The sequence below is a fragment of the Acinetobacter albensis genome (genome assembly GCF_900095025.1).
In the GTDB taxonomy this organism is placed as follows: domain Bacteria; phylum Pseudomonadota; class Gammaproteobacteria; order Pseudomonadales; family Moraxellaceae; genus Acinetobacter; species Acinetobacter albensis.
This window is the reverse complement of record NZ_FMBK01000014.1, coordinates 43,529-62,133: the sequence shown is the minus strand read 5'-3', so window position 1 is coordinate 62,133 and position 18,605 is coordinate 43,529. Positions and strand designations below refer to the sequence as shown.

The following is an 18,605-nucleotide window of genomic DNA, read 5'->3' as shown; positions in this document are numbered from 1 at the left end:
CTTATGGCTATGCGTCCTGCTGTTCGTCGTCGTGCATTTGTATTAATGATATTCGCTATCGCTCAGTGGTTATTTATGCGTTACATTCTAGCCAATGGTTTATTTAATATAGACACTAATCAACGAATTTTATACTTTTGTGTCAGTAGTTTAGGTGGCGCCTTAATTATTTTCGTTAGTTTGATTTATATGGTTTTAAAAGGTAATGCTGATAAAGCTAAATAACATTTTCTCTATACCATTAGGTTAACCTGATCTTATTGCCTAATGGTTATACTTTATTTCTCTATTTTGTTCTCAAGACTTTTAACCCCATTTTTTATGCTTTAGAAATGGTGCAGCCGCATTCATGCGACAAAACTCTTTCCAGAATTATTCTTTTTATAATGATATTCAATATAAATGAGTTGCGCTGTTATGTATTTTTTATTAAAGCTAGTCGCATTACTTCCTCTTTCTCTGTTACAGCTTATTGCTTCTTGGTTTGCTCTTTTACTCAATAGCTTTGAATCCTCTATAAAACGCACTACACGTATAAATGTGCAATTGGCTTATCCTGATTTAAACGCTGAGCAATATAAAATATTGATCAAAAACAGCTTAAAAAGCCAGTGTATGACTTATATTGAGTCGATTAAATGTTGGGGTATGCCAGCTGAATATAATCTAGCTTTGTTCAAAAATATTTATGGCGAACAGTACTTTACTGAAGCTCTGGCTAATAAAAAAGGTGTAATTGTGGTAATTGCGCATTTTGGCTGTTGGGAGCTTTTAAATGCATGGCTTAATCAGTATGCCTCTCCGATGATCATGTATAAACCGAATAAAAACAAAGGCCTTGATCGCTTTATGTTAGAAGCACGCCAACGACTGAATGCGACCCTCGTGCCAACCGATGAAAATGGTGTACGTTCAATATTTAAGCACCTTAAACAAGGCGGCTTGACTGTAATACTACCCGATCATCTACCGAAAGAATCGGGCGGTATTTATTCTCATTTTTTTGATCAAAATACATTATCAACCACACTGGTTTCAAAATTAGCCAGTAAAACCCAATGCAATATCATTGGACTCAGTTGTATTCGTAATCACACTTCTGGATTTAATGTCCATTGCAGACCACTCTCCTCTGATATTCTTTCTAGAGATCTACAAACCTCTGTAAATAGTTTAAATAAGGAGTTGGAAAAAATGATTAATCTTGCACCTGAACAATATTTATGGGGATATAAACGGTTTCGTAATTGTTATGGCAATATCAATGTCTACCGTTAAAATCAGGAATAAGTTTTATTCACATGATCGAAAAATAGTATAAATATTAATCTATTTAATATAATGAATTTAACCTCGCTCTAGGTATTCCCATTCAAAATTTTAGGTATGACTGTTTTATAAATATATTATATTTTAGTAAAAAACCTATTTATACCTGATAACAATTAACTTATTTTACAGCTGTACGTGAATAACATTATTATTACTTTTGTTGGCTTAATTTTTATGTACAAAAAAGAAATACAGATAAAAAATAGACGTATTACATAGCCAATAATTTAATGAAGTTATGTATTAAGTAAAGTCTGATCCTATCGCAATTATTGAACATGATTTCACTTCTTTAAATAAAAATATTTCAATGAGTTAATTAAACATATTTTTAAAAATGATAATTTTTTTAATATATGTACAATTCTCTAATCATATTGATACAGCCTCACAGATCTGTAGCTCAGCAACTTTTTCTTTATAAAAATCTGCTTTAACCGTTTAGAAAAAAATCGCTTAAGCCCAATAAAAAAATTAAATGTTGCTGAAGCTGAAAATATCAAATTTTTTATAGAGCAATGCGCTAATGTGATAATAAAGTTAATGAATGTACTCACTTAATTTCGTCAAATATATTGAGCATGTCAAATCATGCTTATCAGAAAAATGGTAGAAAACTAAAATTCTAATAAATTCTCCTCTTTCTAAGAGTCAATAAAAGACGGAATAATTTTACTTAAAGCTAAATTGATATTACTATCTAAAATTTTCTGTGATTGTTTTACACAATCATCTTCTTTATCATTAACTTGTTTTAATAATATTTCTGCTTGTTTCAGCATATCATTAACATCACTAATTTTAAAAAAAGCGATTTGGCTAGATTGATTTAAATATTCATAATCTTCAATGTCTGTACTAGATTCTGATAAAATTTTTACACCCAAGGATAAGCACTCGAAAATTCGTGTCGTCTCTAATAAAGCATCTTCATAAAAATGAATATTCACAACAATTTTTGAATTACAAATAGCATTTAACATTTCATATCCATATAAATTATTTTCAATTTTGACACTAAAATGTTTTGATAAGCTATCTAATAATTTTTCCCGCCGTGGAGAGTTTACATTTCCATAAAATAAAAAATCTGTCGTTTTCTGTTGAGTTAATGGCTGCCCATATTCATGTTCCAAAAAATTTCGATAATTATGAATTCCACTTACAGGTATGTAAAATATCTTATCTATAGCAATATGATGTTGCTTTAAATAATTAATATTTCGTTTTGAATAATCCCATACCTGTATAGAATCCTTCAAAATATCAATATATTTTTCATCAAACCAATTGCTTACGCATTGTTCCATTTGTAAAGAAATTCTTTTTTTGGGTGGTGGTAAATATTTAAATTCTTGCGGACAAATCACAATATAAAAGTCATGCGAAAAAAGTTTACGTCTTGATTTAATTTCAATAGCAGTATTTAAACCTTTATTTTCTAAAATAACTTTCAAACTATTTGCAATATAAAGCGTATGAGGTAATGTCATAATTATAAAGCTTTTTTTTGATTTTGAATTTTTCAAAAAAAAGCTTTTTATACTGATAAAATAATTTAACAGATTGAATATCTGTTTAACAATTTTTGTTTCCCAAGACTTCAAAACATTTGCCATCTAATTGTAGTGTCCTTAAAGCTCAACTTGCAATAAGTGTTGAAAATTGAGCGCTCCTCGATCTTTTTCACTAATTAATACTTCAGTTACTTGCTGCAGTGGCCAATCAATCGCAAGTGTGGGATCGTTCCAAATAATTGCACCTTCACTTTCTTTATTATAATAGTTGGTTGTTTTATAAAGGAATTGAGTATTATCTTCCAGTGCAATAAAACCATGTGCAAAACCTTCTGGAATCCAGAACATAGTTTTATTTTCAGCACTTAATTCAACCCCAACCCATTGACCGTAAGTTTTAGAATCAGGACGAATATCAACAGCTACATCCCAAACTTTTCCTTGAACTACACGTACAAGTTTTCCTTGTGCAGAGGGTGCTGTTTGAAAATGCAACCCACGTAAAACCCCTTTTTGGGATAATGAATGATTATCTTGTACAAAAGTAGGGATTGGTAAATTGAGTTCAGTTAATACTTGCTCGAAATATTGTTGATTAAAACTTTCCATAAACCAACCACGATCATCTCCAAATACACTTGGATGAAGAATTACTAACCCTTCAATTTTGGTCGTTTCCACTTTCACTTTGCTTCTTCCAATAATTTGTAGAGATATTCTCCATATTCAGTTTTCTTTAACGATTCAGCACTTTCAGTAAGTTGCTCTTTAGAAATCCAACCTTGGTGAAAACCAATTTCTTCTAAACATGCAACTTTTAAAGATTGTCTTTTTTCAATCGTATAGACAAACTGACCTGCTTCTAATAATGACTCATGAGTTCCCGTATCTAGCCATGCAAAACCACGGCCCAATAACTCCACGTTTAATGAAGCATCTTTCAGATACGCATTATTAATATCTGTAATTTCAAGTTCACCGCGTGCAGAAGGCTTCACTTGTTTCGCAAATTCAATCACTCGGTTATCATAGAAATAAAGTCCTGTCACTGCGTATTGTGATTTTGGTTGAGTTGGTTTTTCTTCAATACTCAGCACTTTTCCTGCTAAATCAAATTCAACAACACCAAAACGCTCAGGATCTGTTACGTGATAGCCAAATACTGTAGCACCATGCTCACAACTATTTGCAGCTTCTAATTGTTTACCAAAACTTTGACCATAATAAATATTGTCACCCAAAATAAGACAGACTGAGCTGTGACCAATAAATTCTTCACCAATAAGAAATGCCTGAGCTAAACCATCTGGAGAAGGTTGTATTTTATAACTCAGTTCGATCCCAAATTGTGAGCCATCGCCTAATAATTTCTCAAAATTTGGTAAATCTTCTGGGGTAGAAATAATGAGTACTTCACGAATACCCGCTAACATGAGCACAGAAAGCGGATAATAAATCATGGGCTTATCATAAATAGGTAGTAATTGTTTTGAAACCCCTTTGGTAATGGGATGTAAACGTGTACCTGAACCGCCTGCTAAAATAATACCTTTACGGTTTAAACTCATTTGTTCAATAACTCCGTTAATGTTCTTTGTACACCTAATTTCCATTCTGGTAAGATTAACTGGAAAGTGCTTTGAAGTTTTTGGTTATTTAGTCTTGAATTATATGGTCTTTTTGCTGGTGTTGGGTAAGCCGTTGTAGGGATTGGACTTACTTTTTTGATCCTAAGTTCAACACCTGCCAATTTAGCTTGTTCAAACACATAGTTTGCATAATCAAACCAAGAAGTTTCTCCACCTGCAACCAAATGATAAATACCGATTTTAGAGTTTTCATTTGTTACTTCACGAATTGCTTGAGCTGTAACATCTGCAATTAATTCAGCTGAAGTCGGTGCTCCAATCTGATCATTAATAATTGATAACTCTTCACGTTGCTGAGCTAAATTCAGCATAGTTTTCAAGAAGTTTTTCCCTTTTACTGCGTACACCCATGAAGTTCTAAAAATAAGATATTTACAGCCTGAACTTACAATAGCCTGTTCACCCTGGGCTTTAGTTTTTCCATACATATTAATGGGATCAACTTCACTTGACTCTAAAAAAGCGGAATTTCCTTGCCCACTAAATACATAATCTGTTGAGTAATGAACCAACAAAGCCTCTATTTTCATACAAGCTTCTGCAATACTTTGTACTGCATTAAAATTAATCTGTTTTGCCAAATCTTGTTCAGTTTCTGCCAAGTCGACTGCCGTATAACCACTTGCGTTCACAACAATATCTGGTTTAAGTTTTAAAATAGTTTGCTTAACTGCCTCTGGTTTAGACATATCACCCTGTAAACCATTATGGCCGTGGCGATCCAATGCAATGACTTCACCTAAAGGAGCAAGTGAACGTTGCAATTCCCATCCCACTTGGCCATTTTTCCCAAGCAACAAGATTCTCATAATTGTACCTGATATTGCTTGTTCACCCATATTTGGTATTCACCGCTCTGTACATGTGCAACCCATTCAGAGTTATTCAAGTACCAATTTACCGTTTTTCTTAACCCTGTTTCAAAAGATTCTTGTGGCACCCATCCAAGTTCATTCTTTATTTTACTCGCATCAATTGCATAACGAACATCATGCCCTGGACGATCTTTTACGTACGTAATTAAATCTTCGTATTTCGCTATACCTTCTGGCTTAATTGGAATTAATTCTTCGAGTAATTCACAAATATATTGGACAACTTCAATATTGGCTTTTTCATTATGTCCGCCAATATTATACGTTTCCCCAACCAAGCCCTCAGACACAACCTTATAAAGGGCACGAGCATGATCTTCTACGAATAACCAATCACGCACTTGTTGGCCATTGCCATAAATAGGTAAGGCTTTACCTTCTAGGGCATTCAAAATCACCAAAGGAATCAGTTTTTCTGGAAAATGATAAGGTCCATAATTATTCGAACAGTTGGTCACAATCGTTGGTAGACCATAGGTTCTATTCCAAGCCCGAACCAGATGGTCTGAACTGGCTTTGCTTGCAGAATAAGGTGAACTTGGTTCATAGGAAGTTTTTTCGGTAAATAAATCAGTGGTTCCTTCCAAATCGCCATAAACTTCATCGGTAGAGATATGATGAAAGCGGAAACTTTGCTTTTTATGTTCATCTAAAGCTAACCAATATTTTCGGGTTGCTTCTAAAAGTGTATAAGTTCCCACAATATTAGTTTGAATAAAGGCTGCTGGACCATCGATCGAACGATCTACATGAGACTCAGCAGCTAAATGCATTACTGCATCTGGCTGAAATTCATTAAATATTTGATCTAGCGCTGAACGATCACAAATATCAGTTTGACTAAACTGGTAACGTGGATTTTCAGATACTGAAATAAGAGACTCTAAATTCCCTGCATAGGTAAGTTTATCTACATTTAATACTTCATGATTAGTATTGTGAATAATATGACGAATTACGGCCGAACCAATAAAGCCCGCACCACCTGTGATTAAATATTTCATACAACACCAATTCAGAGTTTTTATAATGAGATCTTAGGATTTCACGCGATAGTTTTTTAAAGATAATTTAACCAGTAGCTTTAAAAGCGGTTGATAAAATTTATGCGGATCATGATTTTGATTAAGAACTCTCAAATTTTGAATTCTTTCCATTTCTAAATAACTGGCTGTTTCAGTAGGGTTCACAGGGGGATGGTCAAAGAGATATGTAGCATAAAGATTAATATTTGGTTCCAAACAAGCCACTCCAGCCCAATGATCAAAAACTTGTGGCGTTGAATGATAACGTAATAAGAGTTCTGCCATTTTTCGATCTACAATATAGGCATATGCAGAGACAAATTTATGATAATAATAAGGGTGCACTTTTAAAATATTGCGTTCCAACATAGGTTTAGAATAAAAAGTTCCCTTAACCTTTTGGCTATGCACTAATTGAATTCCACCCAAACTAAAAAAGAAACAATTTTCTAAACCAAGATGCTCTAGATTATTTTCAATATCATCGAAAGAAAAGTCTCCATCCTGTAGAGCATCATCTTCAAAGATGATGGCATATTTATCCGTTGTCTTTAAAAAATCTTTCAGAGCTTCAAGGTGAGATAAAGTACAGCCAAGTTCGCCTGGAGTAAGTGCTTTGGCATGTCCTGCAACAGCCAATTCAAAGTATTCTTTGACGGTTAAATCAATACCTTTTACACCAAATTTCTTAAATTCATTTCTGGATGAATTAAAAATTTGCTGATCAAAAAAAACTTTAAGTCTTTGACTTTCGTTATTTTCAATACTGATTAAATATTTTTTCAAACTCGCTCTCTCACATCTACTCTTATCGGGGATAAGTTTTATACTTTAATTTTGCAAAATTATACCCGAGTGAATTACCATAAATACTTTGAGGTAAATTGGTGGATTTTACACGTTCACCCTCGATTGCGCTTAACTGAGTATTTGTCTCTCCGGCTTCAATAACGGGATGATCAACAATATGAGTCATTAAAATATTTGAATTCTTATTAAAATCAAATAAGAAACTCCAGTCATCCGCTTTTCTAATTTGCCGATGATAATCAAGTAGATTTTGCGCCATATCACGATCTACAACATAAGCAACAGCGTAATTCACCCTATTATAAAAATGAGGATGTACCTCTAATACTTGCTTGTCTAGAAACAGCTGATCTCTTAAAGTACCTCTGACTTTCAGGCTTTCTTTCATTTGTATGCCGCCTAAACTAAACAGCACATTCTTAGGTAAATTAAAATTTTTAATTTCTTCTTCTAAACTCTTCAGAGTCAGCTGCTTTGGTAAAATAGCATCATCTTCAAAAATTAAAGCAAACTCATCATCTGTAGCTAAAAAGGATTTCAGTGCTGTTAAATGAGACAAGGTACAGCCTAGCTCTGCTGGAGTTAATGGCTTTGAACGGCCTCGCACTGCTTTTTCGAAATATTCTTTTGCAGAAAGATCTCCCCCTTTAATACCAATTTTAGTCAAAGACAATTGCCCATTTTTAAAAAAATCTTGATCTAAAAATTTCTTTAATCGGAGAGAGTTTTCATCTTCAATACTTATGACATAAATTTTCATTGAGGCTCACCTTTTCACACTTGTTGAATGATATATAATGTAGAATTAGATGGATAGTTTTTTATATTTTTCCTTGGCAATGAAACGCATCTTCTTAAAAAAATGGTACAAATACCAACAGAATCAACAGGCCAAAAATTTTGACTCACATTGGTATATTCGTTTTGGTTGGCTGAATGAGCCCTTAAATAATCAAAATCAATTAAATCATTTATTCGAAATTCATTCTCCCCAAAAATTTACTTTTGCCGATTGTTTTTATATACATAATGATGATCGTCATTTTATCTTTTTTGAAGAAGTCGATGATCAACACCCTGTTGGTTTTTTATCGGTTTTAGAAGTCTTTAAAGATGGCACCTATACAGAACCACAGACGATTTTAAAACTGGATTACCACCTGTCTTATCCCTGTGTATTCAAAGTTGAAAATGACTGGTATATGATTCCTGAAACCAGTGCCAACAAAACAGTTGAACTTTGGAAATGTAAAGATTTTCCGATGCAATGGGAGAAACATTCAAACCTTTTAGAAGGTATTGAAGCTGTTGATACAACGCCTTTTTATCATGAAGGCATGTGGTATTTATTTACCTCAACACGGCGCAATTGTAAAAAATTTGGTGATCGTTTAGATTTATTTTATACCCATAATATTTTGCAACCTGATTGGAAAGAGCATCCTAAAAATCCGGTCTGCACAGGCCAACAACAATTCCGCATGGCAGGTAAACCATTTGTCTATGACGGCAAACTGGTACGCCCGAGTCAAGATTCATTAAAACGTTATGGCGGCAATATTGAACTAAAAGAAATTATTAAATTAAGCCCCACTGAATATCAAGAACAGTTATTCGAGGTTGTTTTACCGCATTGGCATAGTGAAGATGACGGCTGTCATACCATTAATGCTGAAAATAACTTTGTGGTTCTCGATGCTATTCGTCTTACACCTAAAATGTAATTATACAGACAGCAACTGCTGATAAACCTGTAGTGTTTGCTGTGTCATGGCTTCAACCGTTAATTCCGCTTTAGCACGGGAAAATAAGGGCTGAAAATCCAATTGGGATGTTTGATTTAGGGCATTTTCAATAGCAGCCTTCAAACCTTGAGCGTCCCCAATATCGGCTAAATACATCTCAGGCAACCATTCAATAACCCCATTGACTTTGGTTGACGCCATAACCTTATCGCTTTGCAGCGCTTCCACCATGACCAAAGGGAAACCTTCCCGATCTGAAGACAACGCCACAACATGGGCAAGTTGCAGTAAATCACGTGCATCCGTTCTAAAACCCAAAAATGTGACTCGATCTTGCATCTGTTGTTGGCTAACTTGTGCTTCCAGTGATTGGCGTAAAGAACCATCACCTACAATCCATAAATTTGCATCAATTTTCTGCATCGCATGAATCAGTAAAGCAATATTCTTCACTGGCTCTAAGCGACCAATACACATCACTATTTTTTTATTGGAATCTAAGTTTGGAAATTGTGTTTCAATGCTTTTTTTTAAATTTATTTTTTTATCAAGGGATAAGATAGGTTGTGGATAAACACCATTATAAACCACCTTGGCTTTATTGACTGGAATGCATTGGGTCAATGCCTGACTTACTGCAATCACGGCATCACCCACTAAATAGGCAGACTTATTCTTTTTAGTACCATGTATTGTGGTCACAATTTTAGTATTCGCTAAATATGGACGAATTCGTGCGATTAACTCAGACGCTTTACCTGCTTGAGCATGTACGATCTCGGGTTGAATTTGATTAATCAAACGCTTTAGCTGCCAAAGTAAAATAATATTCCAACGACTACGCGAAAAATCAATTGCATGAAATCGAACATTTGGATTAAATTTTTCGGCATAGCATGGATGCGCAATAATATGCACCTCATTAAATAAAGAGAGTTCATTCACAAGGTTAAATGTGTGTTGTTCAAGCCCTCCTATACCGCCACTGGTGGCTAAAACCTGAACAATCTTCATCTCTCATCTCTATTATTTTTTTTAGACTGCAAGTGCTGTTCAAATAGCTTGGCTTCTTTTAAAAAAGCATAAAAGGCATTGATCATACTATTTACAAATCCACGCCAGCCATTTAAGCAACTACGACGAATAAAATATGACTTTAGAAAAGTCATGGGCATGACCAAAGTTAATTTTAATACACTTGGTTCTTTGCCTTTTTGAAATTTTTCAGCAGCTTTTAAATTAGAATATTGATTATTTTTTTCAACTTTGACAAAAATACTCGATTCGCCATAGTGATAAATATCACCGCTGGCACGAACACTTGTCCCATCAATAATCACATTTTCATGCACTTTATTGGCAAGATCATACTGTCCTTTGCTTTTACGAAAAAAACGAACTTTGGCATGTTTTTTCGTATGCTTACTATTCGGTACAGCTAAAAACACATCATTAATCGGGGTAATTAAAGCATCAATATGATTGGCTTGAATAGTTGCTTCAATCTCGTGTTTGAGCTCATCAGATAAAACTTCATCACCATCTAAATTCAGTACCCAATCTTGCTGACATTGTGCCAAAGCGAGACTTTTTTGGGCTGCATAACCGTGCCAATCTTGATGGCTAATGCTTACATTTGGAAAGCTTTGGGCAATTTTATAGGTATCATCGGTACTACCTGAATCCAAAATAATCACTTCTGCAAAATCAGCAACACTATTTAAAGTGTCTTCAAGCCAAGCCGCACAGTTCAAAGTGACGATATAAACACTACATGAAATACTCATAATTTATAACGTCCTTTGGCTAAAGCAATCCGCATTTGCAGCGCATTCATTGCCCCATGTGTACTGACGCGGGGAATATTAAATTGATTTAATTCAGTATAGGTTTCAACTTTTTTGCGTGTTGAGACGGCATTTTTAAAGCCAATCTGTTTGACCATTTGTTGATGTTTTTCATTAAAACGCCCAAAAGGATAAGCAAAACTTGGACAATGTCCAACAAGTGCTTCAACATCATGTTTAGAATTTTGCATCTCTTGATAAGCTTCATTATCACTTAATTTCAGTAAGTTCACATGATGCTGGGTATGTGCGCCAAACTCAATTAAGCCTGATTCTGCCATTTCACGAATGTGTTCAGGCGCTAATTTTTCAATGCCTTCAATTTGCGTGGCTAAATAAATGGTCGCTTTGGCATGATATTTTTTCAGTAGTGGATAAGCATATTGATAGTTATCCAAGAAACCATCATCAAAGGACAAAGCAACGACATGCTTTTGCCCCTGATATTGATCAAGCTCAGAAACAAAACAAAAGGTACTACTCTTATTCACTAAATACTGTAATAGCTGCTCAAACTTCTGGGGAGGCATATTCATTCCCGAAGCATCTTCATGTGGTGTCACCTGATGCAACATCACAATTCTAGGTAACTTTGCACTGCGAAAAGGCAACCAAAAAGTATAGTTACCCAACAGATATAACAGCGCGGCTAGTGCGATGAAGCCCACTACAATATAAAGCAACCAAATCATGCATAGACCTCATGTGACCATTCATAGGCTTCTGATAATGGCTGATCAAAAGTGACTTCGACCATAAATTGCGTAATCCGTTTAGCATTGAAACTGGCGCGTGTTTTATTCCAACCCGCTTCGGCAATACGTTTCGCATCTTCAGGATGTGCAGCATAGAATTGAATTTTTTCAGCTAAATCGAACTGATCATCAAAATAAACCACTTCTTGTTCAGTATAGAGTTGATCGAAGCCCGGAATGCGTGGACTAAACGTCAATAAACCATTGCCTGTGAGTTGCACAATTCGGTCTGAACTATACAAAGTCACATCATTTTTGCGTGAATAATTTAAGCCCATACGCGATTGGGCAAGAACTTTGTAATAGCCTTTTCCATACACTCCGGGTTGTTCAAAACAACCATAGTATTGATATTGAATATGACTATTTTTTAAAATATCGGCTAATTCTTTTAAGAACTTTTCACGCTCAGGCTCTTTATACACGACACCACAGAAAATAAATTCTTTATCAATATTGGTCGATTCAAATTGTTTTAATTGTTCAACATTACGATGTCCAACATTCGGCATATACGCCACTTTTAAATGCGGTTGCTTGAGTTTTTCAAGATACTTACCGCCCGTGGTACAAAAAATTGCATCCAAATAAGGTGAAAATTCACGAACAAAGCCCAGTTTATGCTCTATATACAAGGGATCGACATACCAAAAAGCTATTTTAGTTTTTGGATAGTGTTGCTTAATTTTTTTTAAAACCTCTGGACTCATTAAGTCACTATGACCAATCAGCACTAAATCTGGTTCAATATGATCCACAATTTTTAAAATTTCTTTATTGGCCCAACTTGCACCTAATTTTTTAGTTTTAAAGACCGTACCCATTCGCGCCATATCACGGAAACTAAAATCATAAACAAAATGGCCATTCTCAATGAGACCAGCGGAAATCTTACGGTCTGTACAATAAAAATGTGCACCTTGTTTATTAAAACCAAAGTTTGCGATATGTAAAATTTTCATCTAAAAAACATCTCTATGTTTTAATAAAATATCAGCGACGCGAGACGCTTCATCCAATTTTAAATTTAATAATTTAATATGCTGTTTATCTAATAGATCATTAGATAAAAGCTGATCTAATAATTGGGTAATTCTATCAGATTTCAAACGGTCTATTTCAATGATTCCTACTTGACAACCTGCGGTCAAAGCCTCAAAAATCATCGAAACACTATCTTCTGTCACCCAAACGGCTTCTGCTTTTTGCATTTCTTCAAACACCCACCCTTGTGGCGTATGCTCAACTGGAAAAATCTGCAATTTTGAATAAAAATTTTGCTGAGCCAATGTTTCCAAAAAAGTATCAGGTGTCCGTCTTGAAGTGGTTAAAATAAACGTTGCTTGAACATTATTTTCTACGAGCCGCTGAATACTCGATAAAACTTTTTCATCATTCCATTGATGTCGCTTAGAATTTCCACCTAATGCAATTAATATTCTATTTGGTTGATGACGATTTTCATTCACAATCGGATTTAAAGCCCCTTGTGTAGTAATGACATGCATAGACTCTTTCACACGATCGTGTTGTGGAATAATGGCATAATCAAACCAATTCACTGGAAAGTTAGGTTTCATCATAATCACGGTTTTGGCTTTAGGGTAAACTCTCCCCAGCAATAAAACACGTGCTTGGGTATGACTCCCCACTCCAAAAATATAATCTGCTTTTTTTTCAAATAACCCAAAGCCTCGTGCCCATATCGCTTTTAAAAGTGAAAAAATAGGCAGTTCCTGTATAGATATTTCTTGAAAAGTCACTTCAATATTGCTTTGCCGCTGCATCGCTTTATACAATCCTACAGCTTGTGAACGGTGCCCTGCTTTACCATCACTCACATAGACAATATGCATAAAAGTGTCCTAAAAAGAATATAAACTCAAATTTCAATCAATAAAAAAGGCGAAACTATTGTTTCGCCTTTTCATCTTAACCGATCAGCTTATTTTACGTAAGTTAACCAGTGTGCATATTTAGGGTCTTTACCCTGAACTGCATCAAAGAATGCTTTTTGAATTTGTGTGGTAATTGGACCACGTGAACCACAACCAATTTCACGATCATCATATTCGCGAATTGGCGTTACTTCAGCAGCTGTACCCGTAAAGAAAGCTTCGTCACCAATGTAGAACTCATCGCGTGTAATACGGCGTTCAACCACTTCATAACCTAAATCTTTGGCAATGGTGATAATCGTTTGGCGAGTAATACCGTCGAGTGCACCACCTGAGATATCAGGTGTATGTAATACACCATCTTTCACCAAAAATACATTTTCGCCAGAACCTTGACAAACATAACCTTGTGGATCCATTAACATCGCTTCGTCATAACCCGAATGAGCCACTTCCTGATGTGCAAGAATAGACAAGGTATAGTTACCCGAGGCTTTTGCCTTACACATAGTCACGTTTGGATGGTGATGAGTAAATGATGAAGTTTTAACGCGAATGCCTTTTGCCATCGCTTCATCACCAAGGTAAGCACCCCAGCTCCAAGCAGCAACAGTGGCATGAATGGTATTGTCCGTTGCAGCAATACCCAATTTTTCAGAACCGATAAAAATGATTGGACGCAAATAGCATGATGCTAATTTATTTTCACGCACCACATCAATTTGGGCTTGCTCTAATGTTTTATGGTCAAATGGAACTTTCATTTGATAGATTTTTGCAGAGTTAAGCAAACGTTTTGTATGATCCTGCAAACGGAAAATCGCGGTTCCATTCGGAGTTTCATAGGCACGGACACCTTCAAACACACCCATACTATAATGCAAGGTATGTGTTAGGACGTGAATTTTTGCCTCACGCCAATCAACCATTTGTCCATCTTGCCAAATAAAACCATCACGATCAGCCAAGTTCATGGCGCACTCTCCATTTTTTATACACAGTCATGTTTATCCAATGCAAATAGTTGCAGTTGGATCAATTAATCTTTGCCATAACTTGCAAACGATCACGCGGGTATCGTGCCAATCCGTAGCATTCACTTGCATGGATTGATTTGCAAGTGCTAAACGGTGGCTCTCGGCTCGTTCACTGAGATAAGCTTGAATCAATGCGGTCGCATCGTCACTGGATAAGCAACTGGCTTTTGCGGCATCTTCAAGGATTCGTACATTGTCGGAATAATGGGCGAGATCAGGATTCGACCCACTCCAAGCTAACACCGCATACTGTGCCATAAATTCGATATCAACGATACCACCCGCGTCCTGTTTTAAATGAAAAATTCCATCTTTTTGCTGTTCTTTGGAAGAGCCCAAATGGTCTTTCATTTTTTGACGCATTTTAAGCACTTCTGCGCGAACTTTTGTTTCCTCTCGCGGTTGAATTAAAATCCGACAACGCAGTAATTCAAATTTTTCACGCAGACTTTGTTCCCCCGCAATCGAACGTGCCCGTACCAAGGCCTGATGCTCCCATAACCACGCACTTTTCAACTGATATTGTTCAAAAGCTTTTAAACTGGTCACCAATAAACCCGCTTCGCCAGAGGGACGTAAACGGGTATCAATTTCATAAACTCGTCCATCTAAAGTTTGTGTGGTCATTAAGGACATAAATTTTTGTCCAACTCGCATGGCAAACTCAAAACCACTAATTTGTTTTAAGCCGTCAGTGTCGCCCTGTTCACTCATGTAGTGAATAAACACCAAATCTAAGTCTGAGCCATAACCCAGCTCAATACCGCCCAATTTACCATACCCAACCACAGCGAAAGCGGTATGGCTCACTGAGCAGCGATTTCCTTCAGCATCGAGTGGAAAACCATGTTTTTTTGCTGTGATTTGATAAGCCAAGTTCAAGGTCGCATTCACCGATACTTCAGCAATATCAGTCAAGGCATCAGACACTTTCATCAGTGGGCTTTCAGCCAATACATCACTTGCAGCCACAGCTAAAACATTAGATTTTTTAAATAAACGGAGTACTCGCATCTGATCTTCAACTTGATCAATTTCAATTCGTAATAATTGCTGACGTAAAGAATCTTCTAAATCTTTGCGTCGAGGCAATTCAAAATCCATCGATAAAAATTCATCAAGTAAAACAGGATAATGAGTCAATTCTTCACATATCCATGGACTCACAGTCGCCATTTTGACCAAGCGCTGCAAGGCTCCTTTACTTTCAATCAGCATCACCAAATACACAGTACGCCGCATCACCGATTCTACCAAAGGCATTAAGCGCAGCAGTGCAATTTGTGGTTTATTGGATTGTAAAATAGCTTCAATCAAATGCGGCCAAAACGTTTTTAAACGTTGTACTGCTTTTGCGGGCAATTTTTTTAAGGCATGCCCATGCCAGAATTCATGAACCAAATTTTTAGCACTTGCATCCAACACGTTATCTAATTGTTTTTCGAGTTGGCTAAAACTTTCTAGCAGTGGATCAGGTTCTTTTTCTTTAATTAAATGTTCAAACTGATAAATGACTTTGGCACGTTTCTGATTGAGAAAAGAAATAAACGCCTCCCAATCAGTAAAGCCTAAAGTTTCAATCATGCGATGGCGTAAATCTGGTTCACTTGGTAAGGACTGGGTTTGTTGATCATTCAACGCTTGAATGGCATGTTCAACACGACGCAAGAATAAATATGCATCTTCCAACTCAGTCACTGCATCCGCTTCAAGTAAACCAAACTCACCTAAATGATGCAGACTGACCAAGCATTGACGGTCTTGCAGTTCAAATTTAGCTCCCCCATAAATCAGCTGAAAGACTTGCACAATAAACTCAACCTCGCGAATTCCCCCTGCACCAAGCTTAATATCATCTTCAATATTACGTCGTAATACTTCACGCTCAATCATGGCTTTCATTTCACGCATGGCTTCAAAAGCAGTGTAATCGACATATTTTCGAAACACGAAAGGTCGTGTCATATCGAGCAGTTCTACACCTTCTTTTCCACCCGTTACAATACGTGCCTTAATCCAAGCATAACGCTCCCATTCGCGCCCATGCTGACTTAAGTATTTTTCTAATGCCACGTGGCTAATCGCCAAAGCTGAACCATCTCCCCACGGACGCAAACGCATATCTACACGAAAAACAAAACCATCTGCAGTCATGTGATCCAGTAGATATATCAGTTTTTGTCCCCATAAAATACAAAACTGCTGTACATCTATGTCTTTGCGTCCATTGGTTTCGCCTTGTTCATCGAAGGCAAAAATCAGGTCAATGTCACTCGAAAGATTCAGTTCTTGTGCACCCAATTTCCCCATTGCAATCACAATTAAGTTTTGCATTGCACCATTGTATCCAATCGGTTCACCATGTTTAGCAACTAATGGGATACGGGCAAAATCTTTGGCAGCACAGATAGCAGCATCAGCAAAATCTGAAAGCTCACGCGTTAATGTGACGACATCGGTAAGTTGATTTGCATCTTGCCAAATCCAACGAAACATCAGTCGTGCACGTAGAATACGAATTTCTCGCATCCATACAGTTTCATCGGTAATTTGATGCAAACACATTTGAACGGAATTTTGAATTTGAGTCGTGCTTAACGGACTTAGAAATTGGTCAACAGCATAGTCTTGTTCTAATAAAACTGCGTGATTTCCCAATACCAACTCGGCATATTGGCTCGCACGTAATGTTCTATGCAATTGTTCCGCATTCATTTCCACATCTTCCACTTGGTTTTTTCTATTTATAGCAGTTGAAAATGAATGCGTGGAAAATAAATCTTAAATTTTATGTTTTTTATTCAAGAACAACGTGTTTGATATTTTCTACTGACAAAGCTTGATGCTCATTCAAAGCCAGCGGTAAAGACACCTTAAACGTAGTTCCTTCACCTTCTTTAGACTGTACGGAAATTTTACCCTGATTCAAGTCGACAAAGCGTTGACACAAAACCAAGCCCAAGCCCATGCCTTTTTCACCTGCCGTACCTTTAAAACTTGCTGTTAGCCGCGGTTGAAAAAGTGCATCAATTTGACTTTGCGACATACCCAAACCCGTGTCCTGAATATAAATATTGACGGTATATTCAGACTTTTCTGCACGAATGGTGACTGTACCCGAACCATCGACATAGGTGAATTTCAGCGCATTTGAAACTAAATTTTGTAAAACAGAAGTTACCATATTGATATCGGCATAGACTTTTAAATCATCTGGCACCAAATCAATTAACTGAATATTTTTCTTGATGGCCAAAGTATTCAAGACATCAAAAACAATTTTAGAGGACTGTTTTAAATTAAAATTGATTGGGTGATACACAAAACGGCCACCCGCTGCCATTGCCCAATTCAATAAACTTTCTAAAAGGTTATAAGTCGATTGTGATGTATCGAGCAAATAATCGGCAATACTCTGAATATTAGTATCATCTAGCGTATCGCGTTCCTGTGCCAGAACTTCACAAAAACCAATCAACCCATGAAAGGGTGCACGTAAATCATGGGCAATAATTTGAAAAAACTTGGTTTTACTGATATTTAAAGCAGATTGTTGCTCATACATTTCTTTTAATTGTGCATGCTCTAAACCCAACTCAATTGACTGAATGAGGCTTGCAGCAAATTCTTGAACAAACTCTAAATTTTGATCATCAAAAGATTTTAACTGATCATCAAATAACAAAAATTGGCCAATCGACTCTGTTTCATTGATTTTTAAATCAAAAGCCATAATACGTTGATGAGGTACGCCTAAATCCTGCACATGTTCAGAAAATGCTGCATAATTCTGATGTTGCTGGGTCAGAACACTTTGCCCATCAAAAAACGAGAGTAAGTTGGCTTCTTTTTTTGCATGAAATGCTTTAAAACAGTCAGAAGAAGAATACCAAATGTAGGGTTCATTGTGAAAAGCAAGAAAACCATTCTGGGCATCTAACATTTTGCAGGCAGTTTTTAAAAAACGATCAATACGATTATCTGAAGTAAATACACCCAGCAATAATGATATTTGACATGCACTGAGCTGCTCAGTTTCTAAGCCTATTTCAAGTAACTGCATATTCATCTCGGCCTCGTCAAACTGTTTTACTTTTTATGGATAAAAAACCGAA

The 18,605-nt window shown here is 36.1% G+C and carries 18 protein-coding genes; 3 read left to right on the top strand and 15 right to left on the bottom strand.

Features of this window, described 5'->3' with window-relative positions:
* The first annotated feature begins 3 nt into the window (after nucleotides 1-3).
* Together GA0116959_RS12065 and GA0116959_RS12060 are read left to right on the top strand one after the other, a co-directional pair.
* Nucleotides 4-225, top strand: coding sequence for a hypothetical protein (locus tag GA0116959_RS12065; RefSeq protein WP_053579628.1), 222 nt, complete (start codon nucleotides 4-6; stop codon nucleotides 223-225).
* Between the two features lie 192 nt (nucleotides 226-417).
* Complete coding sequence (locus GA0116959_RS12060; RefSeq protein WP_092720887.1) at nucleotides 418-1,278, top strand: lysophospholipid acyltransferase family protein; 861 nt, start codon at nucleotides 418-420, stop codon at nucleotides 1,276-1,278.
* A gap of 698 nt (nucleotides 1,279-1,976) precedes the next feature.
* On the opposite strand, the gene GA0116959_RS12055 is transcribed toward GA0116959_RS12060, so the two are convergent.
* The 7 genes from GA0116959_RS12055 to GA0116959_RS12025 are packed head-to-tail and all read right to left on the bottom strand — an operon-like array spanning nucleotide 1,977 to nucleotide 7,968.
* A complete protein-coding gene (locus tag GA0116959_RS12055; RefSeq protein ID WP_092720886.1) occupies nucleotides 1,977-2,951 on the bottom strand; it encodes a CgeB family protein in 975 nt (324 codons plus the stop codon).
* Between the two features lie 15 nt (nucleotides 2,952-2,966).
* A complete protein-coding gene (gene rfbC / locus GA0116959_RS12050) occupies nucleotides 2,967-3,536 on the bottom strand; it encodes a dTDP-4-dehydrorhamnose 3,5-epimerase (protein WP_092720885.1) in 570 nt (189 codons plus the stop codon).
* Nucleotides 3,533-4,417 (bottom strand): glucose-1-phosphate thymidylyltransferase RfbA, encoded by an 885-nt coding sequence (gene rfbA, locus GA0116959_RS12045; RefSeq protein ID WP_092720884.1) that lies wholly within the window; start codon nucleotides 4,415-4,417, stop codon nucleotides 3,533-3,535. The genes rfbC and rfbA overlap by 4 nt, the downstream gene beginning before the upstream one ends.
* The gene (gene rfbD / locus GA0116959_RS12040; protein ID WP_092720918.1) at nucleotides 4,414-5,307 is read right to left on the bottom strand and encodes a dTDP-4-dehydrorhamnose reductase; all 894 of its coding nucleotides are present in this window, start codon (nucleotides 5,305-5,307) and stop codon (nucleotides 4,414-4,416) included. Before rfbD ends, rfbA begins: the two co-directional genes overlap by 4 nt.
* Nucleotides 5,304-6,377 (bottom strand): dTDP-glucose 4,6-dehydratase, encoded by a 1,074-nt coding sequence (gene rfbB, locus GA0116959_RS12035; RefSeq protein WP_092720883.1) that lies wholly within the window; start codon nucleotides 6,375-6,377, stop codon nucleotides 5,304-5,306. The genes rfbD and rfbB overlap by 4 nt, the downstream gene beginning before the upstream one ends.
* Before the next feature lie 33 nt (nucleotides 6,378-6,410).
* Complete coding sequence (locus GA0116959_RS12030; protein ID WP_171256915.1) at nucleotides 6,411-7,184, bottom strand: glycosyltransferase family 25 protein; 774 nt, start codon at nucleotides 7,182-7,184, stop codon at nucleotides 6,411-6,413.
* A 22-nt stretch (nucleotides 7,185-7,206) separates the two neighbouring features.
* Nucleotides 7,207-7,968, bottom strand: coding sequence for a glycosyltransferase family 25 protein (locus GA0116959_RS12025; protein ID WP_092720881.1), 762 nt, complete (start codon nucleotides 7,966-7,968; stop codon nucleotides 7,207-7,209).
* Between the two features lie 79 nt (nucleotides 7,969-8,047).
* On the opposite strand from GA0116959_RS12025, the gene GA0116959_RS12020 reads away from it, so the two are divergent.
* Nucleotides 8,048-8,932 carry a glucosamine inositolphosphorylceramide transferase family protein gene (locus tag GA0116959_RS12020; RefSeq protein WP_092720917.1) on the top strand — a complete coding sequence of 295 codons (885 nt, stop codon included), beginning with the start codon at nucleotides 8,048-8,050 and terminating at the stop codon, nucleotides 8,930-8,932.
* Here GA0116959_RS12020 and GA0116959_RS12015 read toward each other — a convergent pair whose 3' ends face one another.
* The 8 genes from GA0116959_RS12015 to GA0116959_RS11980 form a co-directional block, all read right to left on the bottom strand.
* A complete protein-coding gene (locus GA0116959_RS12015; protein WP_092720880.1) occupies nucleotides 8,933-9,967 on the bottom strand; it encodes a glycosyltransferase in 1,035 nt (344 codons plus the stop codon).
* Nucleotides 9,964-10,743, bottom strand: coding sequence for a glycosyltransferase family 2 protein (locus GA0116959_RS12010; protein WP_092720879.1), 780 nt, complete (start codon nucleotides 10,741-10,743; stop codon nucleotides 9,964-9,966). The genes GA0116959_RS12015 and GA0116959_RS12010 overlap by 4 nt, the downstream gene beginning before the upstream one ends.
* Nucleotides 10,737-11,492 carry a polysaccharide deacetylase family protein gene (locus tag GA0116959_RS12005; protein WP_092720878.1) on the bottom strand — a complete coding sequence of 252 codons (756 nt, stop codon included), beginning with the start codon at nucleotides 11,490-11,492 and terminating at the stop codon, nucleotides 10,737-10,739. The genes GA0116959_RS12010 and GA0116959_RS12005 overlap by 7 nt, the downstream gene beginning before the upstream one ends.
* Nucleotides 11,489-12,517, bottom strand: a complete 1,029-nt coding sequence (locus GA0116959_RS12000) for a glycosyltransferase family protein (RefSeq protein ID WP_092720877.1) — start codon at nucleotides 12,515-12,517, stop codon at nucleotides 11,489-11,491. The genes GA0116959_RS12005 and GA0116959_RS12000 overlap by 4 nt, the downstream gene beginning before the upstream one ends.
* Entirely contained in the window at nucleotides 12,518-13,411 is an 894-nt protein-coding gene (locus GA0116959_RS11995; RefSeq protein WP_092720876.1) for an ELM1/GtrOC1 family putative glycosyltransferase, read from the bottom strand.
* An 89-nt stretch (nucleotides 13,412-13,500) separates the two neighbouring features.
* The gene (locus tag GA0116959_RS11990; RefSeq protein ID WP_053579616.1) at nucleotides 13,501-14,427 is read right to left on the bottom strand and encodes a branched-chain amino acid transaminase; all 927 of its coding nucleotides are present in this window, start codon (nucleotides 14,425-14,427) and stop codon (nucleotides 13,501-13,503) included.
* A gap of 33 nt (nucleotides 14,428-14,460) precedes the next feature.
* Nucleotides 14,461-17,220, bottom strand: a complete 2,760-nt coding sequence (gene glnE, locus GA0116959_RS11985) for a bifunctional [glutamate--ammonia ligase]-adenylyl-L-tyrosine phosphorylase/[glutamate--ammonia-ligase] adenylyltransferase (RefSeq protein WP_280513251.1) — start codon at nucleotides 17,218-17,220, stop codon at nucleotides 14,461-14,463.
* A 67-nt stretch (nucleotides 17,221-17,287) separates the two neighbouring features.
* A complete protein-coding gene (locus GA0116959_RS11980; RefSeq protein ID WP_092720874.1) occupies nucleotides 17,288-18,559 on the bottom strand; it encodes a sensor histidine kinase in 1,272 nt (423 codons plus the stop codon).
* Between the last annotated feature and the right edge of the window lie 46 nt (nucleotides 18,560-18,605).